The organism is Maritimibacter alkaliphilus HTCC2654 (assembly GCF_000152805.1).
GTDB lineage: Bacteria > Pseudomonadota > Alphaproteobacteria > Rhodobacterales > Rhodobacteraceae > Maritimibacter > Maritimibacter alkaliphilus.
The window spans coordinates 1,287,341-1,302,872 of record NZ_CH902578.1 but is presented as its reverse complement, the minus strand read 5'-3'; the positions used below and the strand labels follow the sequence as shown (position 1 = coordinate 1,302,872).

The following is a 15,532-nucleotide window of genomic DNA, read 5'->3' as shown; positions in this document are numbered from 1 at the left end:
TCATGACGAACCTTCACCGATCCATCGGCGCCGCGGCGGTGATCCCGCTTGCCGCCGTCGCTTTGGCCCTGATCTTTCCCAACCAGCAGGCGTTTCTGGCGCAGATCGCGATCACCGCGCTGGTCGTTCTGTCGCTCGACCTTGTCGTGGGCTTCGCGGGGCTTGCCACGCTGGGTCATGCGGCGATGTACGGGGCGGGGGCCTATGGCGCTGCGCTTTACGCGTTGCATGTCTGGGCCGAACCGCTGACCGGGCTGATCGTCGGCGGGCTGGCGGGCGCGACCATCGCGTTCCTCTCGGCGCTGATGCTGATGCGGTCGCATGGCCTGACCTTCCTGATGATGACCGTCGCGATCACGCAGATCCTGTATGAGATCGTGAACAAGTCCCGCGCCGTGACCGGGGGGGATGACGGGCTCTATGGCATCGTGATGAAGCCGCTTTTGGGGGTGTTCGAGTTCGATTTCTACGGACGGCTCGCGTTCTGGTATGCCGCCGTCGTCCTGTGGCTCGTGTTCCTCCTTTTGCGCCACATCGTCGCCTCGCCTTTCGGGCTGACCGTGCGGGCGGTGCGCGATGACGGCGACCGGGTCGCCACGCTCGGCGGCAACATCTTTGGCCACCGGGTCGCGCTTTACACGCTGTCGGGCGCAATCGCCGGTCTGGCCGGGGCGCTGTCGGCGCAGACGGTGCAGGTCGTGGGCCTTCATTCGCTCAGCGTCACGTTCTCGGCCGACATTCTTGTCATGCTGGTGATGGGCGGGGCCGGACGGCTTTGGGGCGGCCTGCTTGGTGCGCTCGTCTTTATGATGATCCACCACTATGCCGCCGAGATCGACCCGGTCCGCTGGATGCTGTTCGTCGGCGCGATCCTCGTCGCCATCGTCCTCTTCCTGCCCAAGGGCCTGTTCGGCGGGCTCGAGGCGCTGGTGAACCGCCTGCGTGGGAGGGCCCCGGCATGAGCGCGCTTCTTGAAACCCGGAGCCTGTCCAAATCCTTCGGTGGTCTGAACGTCACCAACAACGTCGATCTGGCGATCTCGTCCGGCGACCGCGTGGCGCTGATCGGGCCGAACGGGGCGGGCAAGACAACGCTCGTCAACCTGATGAGCGGCGCGTTGCCCGTGTCCTCGGGCGAGGTTCTGATCGGGGGCGACACCGTCACGCACATGTCGCAGCAGGACCGCGCCCATCGCGGCCTGATCCGCACGTTCCAGATCACCCGGCTGTTCGAAAGCATGACCGTGGCCGATATTCTGCGTGTCGCGGCGGTGCAAAAGCACAAAGCCGGGCTGAAGCTGCGCTGGGGCCGCGCGCGCACCGATCTGGTCGAGCGCGACGTCGAGCGGGTGCTCGCGGACATCAAGATGCAGGATCGGCGCGATAGTCCCGTGACGCTTCTGGCTTACGGCGAGCAGCGGTTGGTCGAACTGGGGGTCGCCCTTGTCATGCAGCCGCGCGTTCTGCTTCTGGACGAACCCGCTGCGGGCGTGCCGCAAAGCGAAAGCCACATCATCATGGACGCGATCGAACGGCTGCCCAGCGATCTGGGCGTGGTGTTCATCGAACATGACATGGACCTCGTGTTCCGCTTCGCCGAGCGTATCGTCGTTCTGGTGAACGGCGGCGTCTTCGCCACCGGCACCACGGACGAGATCGCGGCGAACGACGATGTGCGGGCCATCTATCTGGGAGAGGCGGACGAATGACGGACAGTATCGCATGGAACGCCGTTCACGCAGGCTATGGTCGCACCGTCGCGGTCGAGGATATCTCGGTCCGGGTCGCCCCCGGTGAAAAGCTGGGCATCCTTGGGCGCAACGGGGCGGGCAAGACCACGATCCTGCGCGCGATGATGGGGGACGCCAAGGTGCATCGCGGCACGGTCGAGGTGGGCGGGGCCGATGTGACCCAGCGCCCCGCCTTCCAGCGCAACAAGCTTGGCGTCGCCGTGGTGCCGCAGACCCGCGATGTGTTCCGTTCGCTCACGGTCCGCGAGAACCTGCTTTCGGCCAGCGCGGATGCGGAGCGGCTGGATCATGCCGTCGCGGTGTTCCCGCGACTGGGCGAGCGGATGCGCAACCTTGGCGCCGATCTGTCGGGCGGCGAGCAGCAGATGCTGTCGATCGCGCGCGCCATCATGACCGCACCGCGCTTTTTGATGCTGGACGAGCCGCTCGAAGGTCTGTCGCCCACCGTTGCCCACGCGGTGATGGATGCGGTGCGCCGCATGGTGACGGACGAGGGGCTGGGCTGCGTGCTGGTCGAGCAGCATGTCCGCACCGTGCTGGAGTTCTGCGACCGCGTCATGGTCATCGAACGCGGGCGCTGCGCGTTCCTCGGCACACCGGACGCGCTGGAAGCCGAAGGCACGATCCTGTCGCGCGCCGTGGGGATCGCGGCGCACTAGGTCGCGCGGGCTAGTCTTCGGCGGCCGCGATCATCTCGCGAATCTCGATATAGGCGTGGCGGATAGCGGCTTTCATCTGCAACTCGGCCAGTTCCGGGTCGGCCGTCCAGTCGCCACGCAGAAAAAAATCGGACTGGTCCCGCAGCCACCGCTCACCGTGTTCCGAACGGAAATACAGCCCGTAAATGCGGTGCATCTGGCACGACAACCGGCGGTTGATATAGGTCAGGTTGGGGCTCTGGGTCGCTTCCGTCAGGATGTCGAAGATGATCGCTGACACGCGGAGCCATTCGTCAAGCTCCGTGCCGGCATACATGTCCCGCGAGTATCTCTCGAGCAGGCTCTTCTCATCCTCGGTGATATTCTCGGCCGCCTTGCGCACGATTTTCGGGCCGACGAAACGCCAGACGAGGAAATGATCCTCGATCGCGGCAAGGTCTATCTTGGACAGCACGTAACCGGCGCGAGGCATCGTCTGGATGATGCCTTCCATGTCGAGCCGCGCCAGTGCCTCGCGGACCGGGGTGCGCCCGAAACCCACCCGTTCGATCAGTTCCTTTTCGTTGAACCGCGACCCCGCCTCGATTTCGCCGTCAAGGATCAGTTTGCGGATATGCTCGTAGCATTGCTCGGCAAGGCTGATTTTGGTGGTCTCAAGGTTCATCTGGGCGAAGCCTTCCATAGGGTCCGGCCCCAAAATCCGCGACATTGCGCAAGACTTCAAGGGATGAGCCCGATGGGGGCCGGGTGGTCAGTGCGCGGCAAAGGCCCCGAAGGCCCGGTTCAGGTACAAAAGCGGCGCGCGCGCCTGATCGGCCACCGTCACGGCGACGATTTCGACGATGAAGATGATGTGGGAGCCAAAAGCCTTGGCCTCGACCACCCGGCCTTCGAACCCGGCAACTGCCGAGCGCAGGAGCGGTGCGCCGGTGACCACGCCCTCGTCCCACATGCCCGGGCGAAACTTGTCGTCCGCCTTGCTTGCGAACAGGGCGGCGGTGTCGTTGTCGGCGCTGTCGCACAGGTTCACGCCGACGATGCCGGAGGCCTGAATAAGCTGCCCGGTGCTGCTGCCCCGGTTCAGGCAGACGATAAGCGATGCGGGCGTGTCGGACAGGGAACAGACGGCGGTGGCCGTGCAGCCGCGCCGTGTGCCGTCATGTTCGGTCGTGATGATGTTCACGGACGCGGCCAGACGGCTCATCGCGTCACGAAACAGAGCGGGGTCGATGTCGGGCGTGGTCACGGCACAGTCCTTTGATCGGAGTGGTCTGCCCGGCACTTGGATAGGCGGGGCAGGGTGGCCGGGGCGCAGCGCGCGCACCCCGGCCTTTGGCTTAGTCGATATGGGCTTTCACTTCGGCCACGAACGCATCGGGGACCGAGTTCTGAAGGTCGTGAATCCCGCCCTCCAGAATACTGACCTTGCCGCCGCGCACGAGCGATTTGAAATGCTCGGGGTAGCCTTGGTTCAGGATCTCTTCCTCGGTTCCGAACAGAAGCAGGGTCGGGATCTCGGACGTCTGCGCGAAGGCCCGAAGCTCGAGCGCGTCGTAGGAATGGTCCGACTTGGCCATCATCACAAAGCGCCGCCGCATCTGTTCGCGAAAGAACGCCTCGTCCGCCCACGGCTTGTTGGGATGGGGCGGCGGGGCCGGGTAGCCGGACATATCTGGAATGGGCATCCCGCCCACCAGCGCCTCAATCATCTGAAGCGCACTGGGGTCGATCAACTCGTCCGGGCCGGTGAACAGCATCGGCGCCTCGAGGATGATCGACTTGACCCGGTCGGGATATTGCGAGGCGAGCCAATAGGCATTGGCGCCCCCCATCGACGTCCCCAAAAGGTGGTAACTGTCGATACCCATCTCCTGAATGGCTGTTGCCAGAACGATGGCCACGTCGCGTTGGCGCATCCGGCCCTCCAGCGGGGTCGTTTCGCCCCAGCCCGGCGGGTCCAGTTCGATGACGCGATAGGACTTGGCAAGCTCGTCCTTGGCTGTCGACAGCTCAAGCCCCGCTGAGCCCGGAAGGCTGATCAGAACCTCGCCTTCGCCAGCTTCGATATAGGGGATCTTGTAGCCGAAAGCTTCGACCACGCCGCGCGTGAAATTTTCACCCAAACTCATGTCATGTATCCTTTCGTGGGCGATCAGGCTGCGGGCGCCGACGGCATGGGACCGAAGTCGAACAGGCCAAGCCACATGTGGTCGTCCGGCGCGCCCATCAGTTCGAAGCCGACGTTCACGTAGTTCTGGTCGTTCGCAAAGAAATGCTGACACCCGGCAAGCGTGTCGCGGATGATCCGCTGAAGCCGGCCTTCACGCAGAGCATCGCCGCCGCCGCGCTGGAACGCCCATTCGGCGATGTCACGGGCCACGTCGTGGGCGTGGATGTTGACCGCGCGCAGCATGGTGCTTTGACGGGTCGAAAGCTGCTCGCCCTTGCGCAGGGTGTTGTCCACGCTTTCCATCACGTCGTCGACCAGCGCACGGGCCGCTGCCGCTTTCATCGCATGGTGGGCGTATTCGATGCGGAACGGGTCTTTCTCGCCGATGGATTTCGCGCCCGGCACCGGCGGCTTCTTGTTGCCCACGGTCTTCATTTCGTCCAGCAGACGCTCGGCGGTGCCGATGGCGAAGCCCAGATGCATGGTCGGGATCAGAACGTTCATACCGCCCGACACGGCGCGGCCACCGCGTTTTGGCGGCGACATCACGTCGACCTCATGGGTGAGCGGGATCAGGTGATCCTTGACCTCGATGTCCACGCTGCCGGTCGCTTGCAGACCGATGGTGTCCCAGTTGCCGCGATCCGTGACCGCCTCGATCGGGATCAGGAAAAAGCCCATGCCGAAGGGCGGCGGGACCGGGTTGCCGTCGATGATCTTCATCGCGGGCATGAAGACGTGCGTCGCGTGCTTGATCGCACTGGCATAGCGGTAGCGACCCGACACGACCCAGCCGTCATCCGTCTTGACCGCCGTGCCCTGACCGTTGCTGACGGCGCTGAAGGAAATCCGCTTGCCGCCCGAGAACAGCTCTTCGGACACGTCTTCGGGCAGGTAGGACACCATCAGACCGGCGCAGGCGAAGATCGTGTTCACCCAGGCGAGCGAGCCGTCGTAATAGGCGACGCGGCTCAGGAACGATTGCGCTTCGCCGGGGAAAAGTCCTTTGCCGCCCAGTTCCTTGGGGATGTAGGCCTGCGGCATCCCGGTCGAGAACAGAAGATCGACGGCTTTGTCCGTCAGTTTCCCAAGTTCTTCCGAGGGTGCGGCTTCTTCTTCCAGAGCGCCGCTGATCTCTTCGACCTTCGCAAGGATGTCATCGACGATCTTCTGATGGTCCTGCTTTTCGCGTGCGAGATCGGCCGACAGCGCGTCTGCGCTAACGGAAATATTCATTTGGTATTCCTCCCAGTTGTTCTGTCCGGCGGCGCGAACTCCTCATCGGTGCCGGACTTCGAAACTGATATATCATAAAGGTGATTCCGGCAAAGGGAATTTTTGTGAGGATCATCTGGGATGCGCGGGCCGCGCCTCTGAGGGCGGCGAAATGTGTTGGGCGGATTTGGCGGGGTTGAGCCGGATGACTGTTTTGTCGACGGGTGCAATGGTGGCCTTAAAGCCATATAATATTGGTGAAATTAAGAAGTTTCGCCCCAGCTTCAGGCTGGGCCCCACATCGCGAGCGGGGTCGAGCTGAGGGCTGAAGGCTGGCAAGTGACAGATCACGCCAAGGCCCTCCGGTGCGGCGAGGGCGAAGTTCATTCTGGACGAAATGCAGCAAAAGATATATCAGTGACTCCGGAGGACGCTGATCGAATTGTGCTCGGGGAGGGGCGGATTGCGATGAACCACCAACAGACAACGTGTGAAAAAGGTCGCGCGGCGCGGCCCATATCCGTGGCCGGTAAGCCGGGCCGCCCCGTGACTCTGGGCGCCTGACATGTATATGGGCACCGACACCTTTTCCCCGCTCGCCTCGGCTGAGGACATCATCGAAGAGGCGCGCAATGGCCGGATGTTCATTCTTGTCGATGACGAGGACCGCGAAAACGAGGGCGACCTTGTCATCCCGGCTGCGAAAGCGACCCCGGAGGCGATCAATTTCATGGCCACCCATGGCCGGGGCCTCATCTGCCTCGCCATGACGGCGGCGCGGTGCGACGCGCTGGGGCTGGCTCCGATGCCGCAAACCCACGCCTCGCCGTTCGAAACCGCGTTCACCGTGTCGATCGAGGCTCGGCATGGCGTGACCACGGGCATTTCCGCCGCCGACCGTGCCTGCACCATTCGGGCCGCCATCGACCCGCAGAACGGGGCCGAGGCCATATCGTCGCCCGGTCACGTCTTTCCGCTGCGCGCGCGCGACGGCGGCGTTCTGGTGCGGGCCGGGCATACCGAAGCCTCTGTCGACATCGCGAAGCTTGCCGGGCTGGAGCCGTCGGGCGTGATCTGCGAGATCATGAACGACGACGGAACGATGGCGCGGCTGGACGACCTGATCCCGTTCGCCCGCAAACACGGGCTGAAGATCGGCACAATTCGCGACCTGATCGAATACCGGCTTCGGAACGATCACCTTGTGACCTGCACCGCCGAGACCGAGATGCAGCTTGAGGTGGGCGGCACATGGGCCGTCAAGAGCTTCCGCGACGCGGCATCGGGGCTGACGCACGTTGCGCTTCAGAAGGGGCATGTGCGCGATAGTGTGCCGACGCTGGTGCGGATGCACCACCTGTCCATCGTCAGGGATCTGCTCGGACAGGGCGACACCGGTTCGGCGGTTCTGCGCCGCGCGATGGAGCAGATTTCACAGGCCGGGTCCGGCGTCGTGGTCCTGCTTGTCCCCGGCGGGCCGGACGAGGTCGAAGCCGAGGTTCGGCTGGGTCACCCGGTCGCGATGGACGCGCGGGCCTATGGCACCGGCGCGCAGATTCTGGCGGCGCTCGGGGTGCGGGACATGCGGCTTCTGACCAACACGCATCACGACGTGCCGGGTATCCAGGGCTATGGACTTACAATCCTTGAAGACGTGAAACTCACAGCGGGTCACGGCGCTTCGGCGCGACCGCGCATTTGGGGGAGAGAGCAATGAACGACATGACAGCGGCCGAGGGCGGCCTGTTTGCCGGGCCGAACGTGGTCTCGCACACCGCCGAGGACGGCACGATCTACCTGAGCAGCGGCTATTCGCTTCCGGTCGCATCGGGGAGGGTGACCGACTGGCTCGTCGATGGGGCCGAAGCGTACCCCGACCGCGTGTTTCTGGCCGAGCGCATGGGCGACGGCTGGCGCAGCTTGACCTATGCGCAGGCGCTCGCCCGTGCCGAAACGCTTGGCGCGTGGCTGCTGGAACAGACCAAGGGCAAAGCTGGCCCGGTTCTGGCCCTGTCCGAAAACGCGGTCGATCTGGGGCTTCTGACCCTGGCCAGCTTTCACGTCGGCATCCCCATCGCCACCATTTCGACCGCTTATTCGCTGATCTCGTCCGACCACGCGAAGCTGAAAGCGATGGTCACGCTATTGGACCCGGCGGTGGTGTTCGTATCCTCGACCGCCGCTTACGCCAAAGCGCTTGCCGCCATCGCACCGCACCATTCCGGCGTTCTTCTTGCCTCAAACACCGACGTTGATCTGGACGCCACGCTGTTCGAGAATGCCAGCCGCGACGACGAGGACGCGGTGGCCCGTGCGAACGCGGCGATCGGGCCGGATACGCTTGCCCGGCTGCTGTTCACGTCAGGCTCGACCGGGACGCCCAAGGCGGTGATCAATACGCATGGGATGCTGACCTCGAACCAGGAAGCGCACCGGGAAATCTGGGTCTACCAGCGCGACAAACCGCCCGTGATCGTCGACTGGCTGCCGTGGAGCCATACCTTCGGCGCAAACTTCGCCTTCAACATGGTGCTGCGCAACGGCGGCTCGCTTTACATCGACGACGGCAAGCCCGCGCCGGGGATCATCGCGCGCACCATCGCGAACATCAAAGACGTGCGCCCCAACATGGCGCTGAACGTGCCGCGCGGATTTGAGATCCTGACCGAAGCGATGGACGAAGATGCCGAACTGCGCGAAGCCTTTTATGCGATGGACGTGTGCCTGTGCGCGGCGGCGGCTCTGCCGGCGTCGACCTGGACCAAGCTGCGCCGCCAATCGGCCGAGACGACGGGGCGCGAATTGCCGGTCGCAACCGCCTGGGGATCGACCGAAACTGCGCCGCTTGCGACGCACTGCCATTTCCCCGTGGACAGCGTTGCCAACATCGGCCTGCCGGTGCCGGGCGTGACACTGAAACTGGTGCCGAACGGCACCAAGCTCGAAGTGCGGGTCAAGGGGCCGAACATCACGCCGGGGTATTTCAAGAACCCGGAAAAGACGCGCGAGGCGTTCGACGAGGAAGGCTTTTACATGATGGGCGACGCGCTGCGGCTGGCCGACCCGGATGATCCGTCCAAGGGTCTGTTCTTCGATGGCCGCGTCGTCGAGGATTTCAAGCTGACGACGGGAACATGGGTGTCGGTTGGCAGTCTGCGGGTGACGGCGATCGACCATCTCAGCCCCTGCGTGCAGGACATCGTGGTGGCCGGTCACAACCGCGACGAGGTCGGGTTTCTTCTGATCCCGAACGAACCTGCCTGCCGCCGCATCGCCGGTCTGGCCGAGGGCGCGCCGCTGGCCGATGTGCTTGCCACGGATGCCGTGCGCGCGCAGGTGCGCGAGGGGCTGAAGGCGCTGAAAGCGGCGCAATCCGGGTCTTCGATGCACGCCAAACGCGCCCGGTTCCTTGTCGCGCCGCCCAACCCGGACACGGGCGAGATCACGGACAAAGCCTATCTCAACCAGCGGCAGATCCTTGAGAACCGCGAGGGCGAGGTCGAGCATTTGTTTGGCGAGGACGAGGGGAATATCTACCCGGCGGCCTGACCTGCCGCGCTGGATCATCACCGAAACACCGCCGCACCCGATGGTGCGGCACCGAACGAGCGGGCCGCCGTCCTTCCTCGCGTCGCCCGTTCCCCGCGCGGTGCGCGCCCCACAAGGCCGCACCGCGCACCGCATAGCCCTGACCGTGGCCTCGTGCGGCTGCGCCCTAAAAGGAAACGAAAAGATGAGCGACGATTTCAAACCTGTTCTTTATCTGAAAGAAGACTGCCCCTTCTGCCTGAAGGTCCGCATCTTCGTGCTGGAATCGGGCAGCGCGGATCAGGTGACGGTTCGGGATTTCAGCGAAGGCACCGAGGGCGAGACGCAGGTCAAATCCGAGTTGTCCGGCCACCTCGATAAGGTGTCCTTCCCCGCCGCGCAGATGGCCCCGGGCAGCTTCATCAATGAATCGGACGACATCATCGCCAAGCTCGAGACGCTTTCGGGCAAGCAGGCTGGCCAGATGGCGGTTTACCAGAACTACGTGAACGGGGCCTTCAGTCTGGCCATGACCCTGTGGCGCGAGAACGCCGCGCTGAAACAGGCCGCCGCTTCGGCCTGACCCGGCGCCTGTGCGTCAGCAGGGACGCGGCCTCAGACGGGCCGCGAACAGCGGCTCACGCTGTCGAGCATCCCGAAATGTGAGGTCCGAAATTGCCCTGAACAAATAAACGCAAAATTCGCGTCCGACGCTCTCTCTGGCACCGAAGCGGCGCGACCGGACGGCCTTTCCCGTCGTCTTTTTTGCCGCCGGATCCCTCAGGAACCGGCGGACCACACTTGCATCAGCGAACCTTCAGGATCACGGCCATTGCGCTGTCTCCGGCAGCGCAGCCTTGGAACAACCCGGATCCTCCGCCGCGGATCTCAAGCTCTTCTATCATTTCGATCAGGGCGCGCAGGCCGGTCGGGCCCTGCGGATGGCCCCAGACGAGGGACGAACCGAAGTTGTTCATCTTCTTCCAGTCGAGGTCGAAGGCACGTGCGAAGGCGATGTCGTTCACGGCAAACGGATTGTGCGACTTGATTACGTCGATGTCGTCGATGGTGAGTGCAGCCAGATCCAATGCCCGATGCGCGGCGCGGATCGGGGCTGCTGGCATATGGGCCACGTCGTCGCGACCTTGCGCCACCGCCAGCACTTCGATGATCGGCCCGCCCGGCTTGCCCAGAGCGCGCGCACGGTCCTCGGTCGCGCAGACGACGAGGGCCGCCGAGCCGTCGGCCGGATGCGTTTGTCCGGCGAACGTCACCGACCCGTCAGGCATCACCGGCTTGAGCGAAGCCATCTTTTCGGGCGACGAGGGATATATGCCTTCGTCACCGTTCAAAGTCTTGATCGTCTTACGAAACCCGGCGTCGGGCACGGCGAACGCGGCCGCCATGTAGCGTTTCTGGAACGCGCGGTCGTCCTTGAGCGCATCTTCGTATTGGGCCGCCCGATAGGCGGCCACCTCATGCTGTTCCTCGGTTGTGATCCCGACCTTCCGTGCGACGTTGTCGGCCGTGTCCACCATCGCGCATTTGGCAAAGGGATCGCGATTGAAGCTTTCCATCACGATGTTTTCGCCGATGCCGGTGCCGCCCGGCTTGTCCGGGGCCGGGTAATAGGCATGGGGTCCGTTCGATGTCCGATCACCACTGGCGATCAAAGCGGTCTGAACCCCAGATGTCGCCATTTCACCCATCGCTGTCGATAGAAGGCGGGCGCCGGTCGCACAGGCCTGGTTCACCGTCGGTCCTGCAAGGTGGGTCGCCCCGATCATCGCCGTGAACCACGGCGTGCCGTAGAAACTGCGGTATTGCGGCACCGTAAGGCCATAGGCTGCGAAATCGAACGCTTCGACGCCGATGTCACGTTCTGCAAGCGCCGACTTGGTTACATGAGCCGCGAACTCGATGGAATGGAGATGGGCGAAAGAGCCCTGCCAACGGGCGAAGGGGGTGGACCAATAGGCACCGTAGGGGATGAAAGCGGTCATGAGCGTTTCCTTTGCGTCCTCGGCCGTCCCGCAAATCGAGCGCGCATGACGCTCGGCTCGACAGGACGAAGAAAGCGCCGGACTCAAGGGCCGGGCGCGTCAGTCATCTTTTCCCGCCGACAACGAAGCTCAATCGTCGCAATGTGGAGAGAATCGATTCCTGCGCTATAATGCCATTTATGCAATATCTTGCAATAATTTGTGACCGAGGGCAGGTCGATGGCGCATGTTTGGTTTTCTCGTAGGGCGATCTTTCTGGCGAGGCCAACGGCGCACATTACCCAAAGACAGCCGTCAGGGCCGCGTCGATCGCGCCGGTGATGCGGTCGATCTCGGCGGCGGTCACGGTCAGGGCCGGAGACAGGCACAGCGTGTTGTTGTAGCCCGGAAGCGAACGGTTGGTCGCCCCGATGATGACGCCCTGCGACAGGCAATGCGCCACGACGGCCTGAACCCGCGCTTCGTCCATCGGCTCTTTCGTTGCGCGATCCACCACAAGCTCGGCCCCGCAGAACAGACCCATGCCGCGCACGTCGCCTATGACCGGATGGCGGTCCATAAGATCGCGAAGGTTGGCCAGACACCGCGCGCCCATCGCTTTCGTGTTCTCAAGCAGACCTTCGTCTTCGATGATCCGCATGTTTTCCAGCGCGGCGACAGGGCCGGACGTGCAGCCGCCGAAGGTTGAAATATCGCGGAAATGCCCAAGCGGATCGGCGGCGTCGTCCTTGAACAGATCGAACACGGCTTCCGTCGTGACCGTACAGGCGATGGCGGCGTACCCGGAGGCCACGCCTTTCGCCATGGTCACGAAATCCGGCTCGATCCCGAAGTTCTGATACCCGAACCAGGTTCCGGTCCGGCCAAGGCCGCAGACCACCTCGTCGATATGCAGAAGAATGTCATACGTGCGGCAAATCTCCTGCACGCGCGGCCAGTAACCTTCGGGCGGCACGATCACGCCGCCGCCTGCGGTGACGGGTTCGAGCACGAGGCACCCGACCGTCTCGGGCCCTTCGCGCAGGATGACCTCTTCGATGGCATCCGCCGCGCGGCGTCCGTACCCTGCCGTATCCCACTGGGCGCGGTATTCAAGGCAATGCGGCACCTCGACGAAGCCTTCGGGGAACGGGCCGTACTGCTCGGCACGTTGCTTCTGGCCCGATGTGGCCAGCGTGCCGATGGTGGTGCCGTGATAGTCGCGTTCGCGGTAGAGGATCTTGGACTTCTTGCCCCCGTGATGACGGTGCGAGATCTGGCGCACCATCTTATAGACCTTCTCGTTCGCCTCGGACCCGGAGTTGGAATAGTAGACCCGGCTGAGACCCGGCATCTTTTCGATCAGCCGCTCGGCGAAAAGCGCGCCCGGCACGGTCCCGGCGGCGCCTGCGAAATAGTTCAGCTTCACCAGCTGATCGCGCACCGCATCCGCGATGCTTTCGCGCCCGTAGCCCACGTTCACGGTCCAGACCCCGCCCGAAACGGCATCCAGAAATTCGCGCCCCGTCGCGTCCCACAGGGTCAGCCCCTTGCCCTCGACATAAACGCGGGGATCGGTCGTCTCAAACGGCTTGTGCTGGCTCAGGTGGTGCCAGACATGCGCGCGGTCGGCGGCGACGACGGCGGAAAGATCGTTGCGTGTGTCGGTCTGTGTCATGGTCGTCTCCACGTCTGAAAGGGGCGAGGGGCGGGCGTCAGGCCCGCACGCGGGTTGATTTCGGGTCATACATGGGCGCAAGGCTGACCTCGGCGGCAACGGTGCGCCCCGCCACGTCGATGCTGTAGGACGAGGCGAGCATGTCGGCCCCCGTCTCTCCCGGCGCGCAGGGCACGTAGCCCAGCCCGATCGCCCCGCCAAGCGCGTGACCGTAGTTGCCCGAGGTCAGGAAGCTCACGATCTTGCCGTCGCGCAGGATCGGCTCGTTATGGAACAGAAGCGGTTCGGGATCGGTCAGCTTGAATTGCAGCATCCGGCGGTCCAGCCCCGCCTCGCGTTTGCTCAGAACCGCGTCCCGGCCGATAAAATCGCCCTTGTCCGTCTTGACCGCGAACCCAAGCCCGGCTTCGAGCACGTGATCCTCATCGGTGATGTCGTGGCCGAAGTGACGAAAGCCCTTTTCGATCCGGCAGCTGTCCATGGCATGAAGCCCGCACAGTTTCAGGCCGACATCGGCCCCCGCCTCCGCGATCGCTTCGAACACATGCGCGGCCTGATCGGTCGAAACGTAAAGCTCCCACCCCAGTTCGCCCACGTAGGTCACGCGGTGGGCACGGGCCAGACCCATGCCGATCTCGATCTCGCGGGCCATGCCAAAAGGATGCGCGTCGTTCGACAGATCGTTCGGGGACACCCGCGCGAGCAGGTCGCGCGCCCGCGGCCCCATGATCGGGATCACCGCTTCGCTCGCGGTGACGTCCGTGATCGTCACCCATTCATCGCCCAGATGACGCCGCAACCAGACCAGATCGCGTTGCAGCGTGGCACCGGGCACGACAAGGAAGAACACGGTTTCCGACAGACGCGTGACGGTCAGGTCGCACTCGATCCCGCCCCGGCCATTGAGCATCTGGGTATAGACGATCCGCCCCACCGCGACGTCCATATCGTTGGCGCAAAGCCGTTGCAGGAAGGCGAGCGCATCGCGCCCCTCGACCCGGATCTTGCCGAAACTGGTCATGTCGAGCAGCCCGACACCTTCGCGCATGGCCATGTGCTCGGCCCGCTGGTTGTCGAACCAGTTCTGCCGCTTCCAACTGTATTCGTACTCTGGCGTCTGGCCCTCGTTTGCGAACCAGTTCGCCCGCTCCCATCCCGCGACCTCACCGAAGACCGCGCCCCGTGCCTTGAGGTGGTTATGCAGCGGCGAGCGCCGGATCCCGCGCGAGGTGGCCATCTGACGATAGGGGAAATGGTCGGCATAAAGCAGGCCCAGCGTCTCGCTGACCCGTTCCTTCAGATAGCGGCGGTTCATCTGGAACGGCTGCGCCCGGCGAATATCGACCTCCCACAAATCGAAGGGCGGTTCGCCGTCGTGCATCCACTGCGCCAGCGCCATGCCGGCACCCCCCGACGAGACGATCCCGATCGAGTTGTACCCGGCGGCCATCCAATACCCGGCAATATTGGGCGCTTCGCCCAGATAATAACGGTCGTCCGGCGTGAAGCTTTCGGGTCCGTTGAAGAAGGTGTGAATACCGACCTCGCCCAAAAGCGGCATCCGCGACACGGCCTTTTCAAGGATCGGCTCGAAGTGGTCGAAATCTTCGGGAAGCTGGTCGAAGCAGAAATCCTCGGGAATCCCGTTCATGCCCCACGGCTTCGCCTTGGGCTCAAACGCGCCAAGCAGCAGCTTGCCCGCGTCCTCTTTGTAATAGGCACACTCGTCCGGCACGCGCAGAACCGGAAGCTGGGCGAGGCCGGGGATGTTTTCCGTCACGATATAGAAATGCTCGCAGGCATGAAGCGGCAGGGTCACGCCGTTCTGGGCGGCGAAGTCGCGGCCCCACATGCCGCCGCAGTTCACGACGTTCTCGGTCGCGATCTGGCCCGTGTCGTCGCCTGCTTCCCATTCCACGCCGGTGACACGGCCATCCTTGGTGACGACCTTGGACACCTTGACGTTCTCGATGATCTTCGCGCCCAGCATCCGCGCACCCTTGGCCAGCGCCAGGGCGATGTTGCCGGGGTCGGCCTGACCGTCGTTGGGCAGGTGCACCCCGGCAACGACATCGGAAATCTCAAGATGCGGAAACCGCTCAAGCACCTCGGCGGGCGACATTTCGTTCACGTCGATGCCGAAGGCGCGGGCCAGTGCGGCCTGCCGGAAAATCTCTTCACGCCGCTCTTCAGTCAAGGCGACAGTGATCGAGCCGCACTGACGAAACCCGGTGGCCAGCCCGGTTTCCTCTTCCAGCTTGCCGTAAAGATCGGTCGAATACTTGGCGAGCCGCGTCATGTTCTGGCTCGCCCGCAACTGGCCGACAAGCCCGGCGGCGTGCCATGTGGTGCCGGAGGTCAACTGTTTGCGTTCCAACAGAACGATGTCCGTCCAGCCAAGCTTGGCAAGGTGATAGGCAACGGAACAGCCCGAGATACCACCGCCGATAATGACGACGCGGGCTTTGCTGGGAACTTCGGTCATGGTCACGTCCTCTCGGGCAGGTGTGGTCAGGCTGGCAAGCGCAGGGCGACTCGCGCAACTTTCAC

Annotated in this window: 13 protein-coding genes; 6 read left to right on the top strand and 7 right to left on the bottom strand. The window is 63.9% G+C overall.

Annotated elements, in window-relative coordinates; all coding sequences use genetic code 11:
• Positions 1-2 precede the first annotated feature (2 nt).
• From RB2654_RS07400 to RB2654_RS07390, 3 genes are read left to right on the top strand one after another with little or no spacing between them, the layout of a single operon-like run.
• Positions 3-962, top strand: coding sequence for a branched-chain amino acid ABC transporter permease (locus RB2654_RS07400; protein WP_008330098.1), 960 nt, complete (start codon positions 3-5; stop codon positions 960-962).
• A complete protein-coding gene (locus tag RB2654_RS07395; RefSeq protein WP_008330096.1) occupies positions 959-1,708 on the top strand; it encodes an ABC transporter ATP-binding protein in 750 nt (249 codons plus the stop codon). The genes RB2654_RS07400 and RB2654_RS07395 overlap by 4 nt, the downstream gene beginning before the upstream one ends.
• Positions 1,705-2,409 carry an ABC transporter ATP-binding protein gene (locus tag RB2654_RS07390; protein WP_008330094.1) on the top strand — a complete coding sequence of 235 codons (705 nt, stop codon included), beginning with the start codon at positions 1,705-1,707 and terminating at the stop codon, positions 2,407-2,409. The genes RB2654_RS07395 and RB2654_RS07390 overlap by 4 nt, the downstream gene beginning before the upstream one ends.
• 10 nt (positions 2,410-2,419) lie before the next feature.
• On the opposite strand, the gene RB2654_RS22335 is transcribed toward RB2654_RS07390, so the two are convergent.
• The 4 genes from RB2654_RS22335 to RB2654_RS07370 all read right to left on the bottom strand — a co-directional run bounded on the left by RB2654_RS22335 (position 2,420) and on the right by RB2654_RS07370 (position 5,815).
• Entirely contained in the window at positions 2,420-3,091 is a 672-nt protein-coding gene (locus RB2654_RS22335; RefSeq protein ID WP_008330093.1) for a GntR family transcriptional regulator, read from the bottom strand.
• A 69-nt stretch (positions 3,092-3,160) separates the two neighbouring features.
• The gene (locus RB2654_RS07380; RefSeq protein WP_008330092.1) at positions 3,161-3,655 is read right to left on the bottom strand and encodes a flavin reductase; all 495 of its coding nucleotides are present in this window, start codon (positions 3,653-3,655) and stop codon (positions 3,161-3,163) included.
• A 91-nt stretch (positions 3,656-3,746) separates the two neighbouring features.
• Positions 3,747-4,538 carry an alpha/beta fold hydrolase gene (locus RB2654_RS07375; protein WP_008330090.1) on the bottom strand — a complete coding sequence of 264 codons (792 nt, stop codon included), beginning with the start codon at positions 4,536-4,538 and terminating at the stop codon, positions 3,747-3,749.
• A 23-nt stretch (positions 4,539-4,561) separates the two neighbouring features.
• Positions 4,562-5,815: an acyl-CoA dehydrogenase family protein gene (locus RB2654_RS07370; protein ID WP_008330089.1), complete on the bottom strand. Its 1,254-nt coding sequence runs from the start codon at positions 5,813-5,815 to the stop codon at positions 4,562-4,564.
• Between the two features lie 544 nt (positions 5,816-6,359).
• On the opposite strand from RB2654_RS07370, the gene ribB reads away from it, so the two are divergent.
• The 3 genes from ribB (at position 6,360) to RB2654_RS07355 (ending at position 9,905) form a co-directional block, all read left to right on the top strand.
• The gene (gene ribB, locus RB2654_RS07365) at positions 6,360-7,511 is read left to right on the top strand and encodes a 3,4-dihydroxy-2-butanone-4-phosphate synthase (protein ID WP_008330087.1); all 1,152 of its coding nucleotides are present in this window, start codon (positions 6,360-6,362) and stop codon (positions 7,509-7,511) included.
• Positions 7,508-9,343 carry a feruloyl-CoA synthase gene (locus RB2654_RS07360; RefSeq protein ID WP_008330086.1) on the top strand — a complete coding sequence of 612 codons (1,836 nt, stop codon included), beginning with the start codon at positions 7,508-7,510 and terminating at the stop codon, positions 9,341-9,343. The genes ribB and RB2654_RS07360 overlap by 4 nt, the downstream gene beginning before the upstream one ends.
• 184 nt (positions 9,344-9,527) lie before the next feature.
• Complete coding sequence (locus RB2654_RS07355; protein WP_008330084.1) at positions 9,528-9,905, top strand: glutathione S-transferase N-terminal domain-containing protein; 378 nt, start codon at positions 9,528-9,530, stop codon at positions 9,903-9,905.
• A 223-nt stretch (positions 9,906-10,128) separates the two neighbouring features.
• Here RB2654_RS07355 and RB2654_RS07350 read toward each other — a convergent pair whose 3' ends face one another.
• The 3 genes from RB2654_RS07350 to RB2654_RS07340 form a co-directional block, all read right to left on the bottom strand.
• Entirely contained in the window at positions 10,129-11,325 is a 1,197-nt protein-coding gene (locus RB2654_RS07350) for a thiolase family protein (protein ID WP_008330082.1), read from the bottom strand.
• 277 nt (positions 11,326-11,602) lie between these two features.
• Positions 11,603-12,982: a hypotaurine--pyruvate aminotransferase Tpa gene (gene tpa, locus RB2654_RS07345; protein ID WP_040884548.1), complete on the bottom strand. Its 1,380-nt coding sequence runs from the start codon at positions 12,980-12,982 to the stop codon at positions 11,603-11,605.
• Between the two features lie 37 nt (positions 12,983-13,019).
• A complete protein-coding gene (locus RB2654_RS07340) occupies positions 13,020-15,467 on the bottom strand; it encodes a GcvT family protein (RefSeq protein ID WP_008330078.1) in 2,448 nt (815 codons plus the stop codon).
• Between the last annotated feature and the right edge of the window lie 65 nt (positions 15,468-15,532).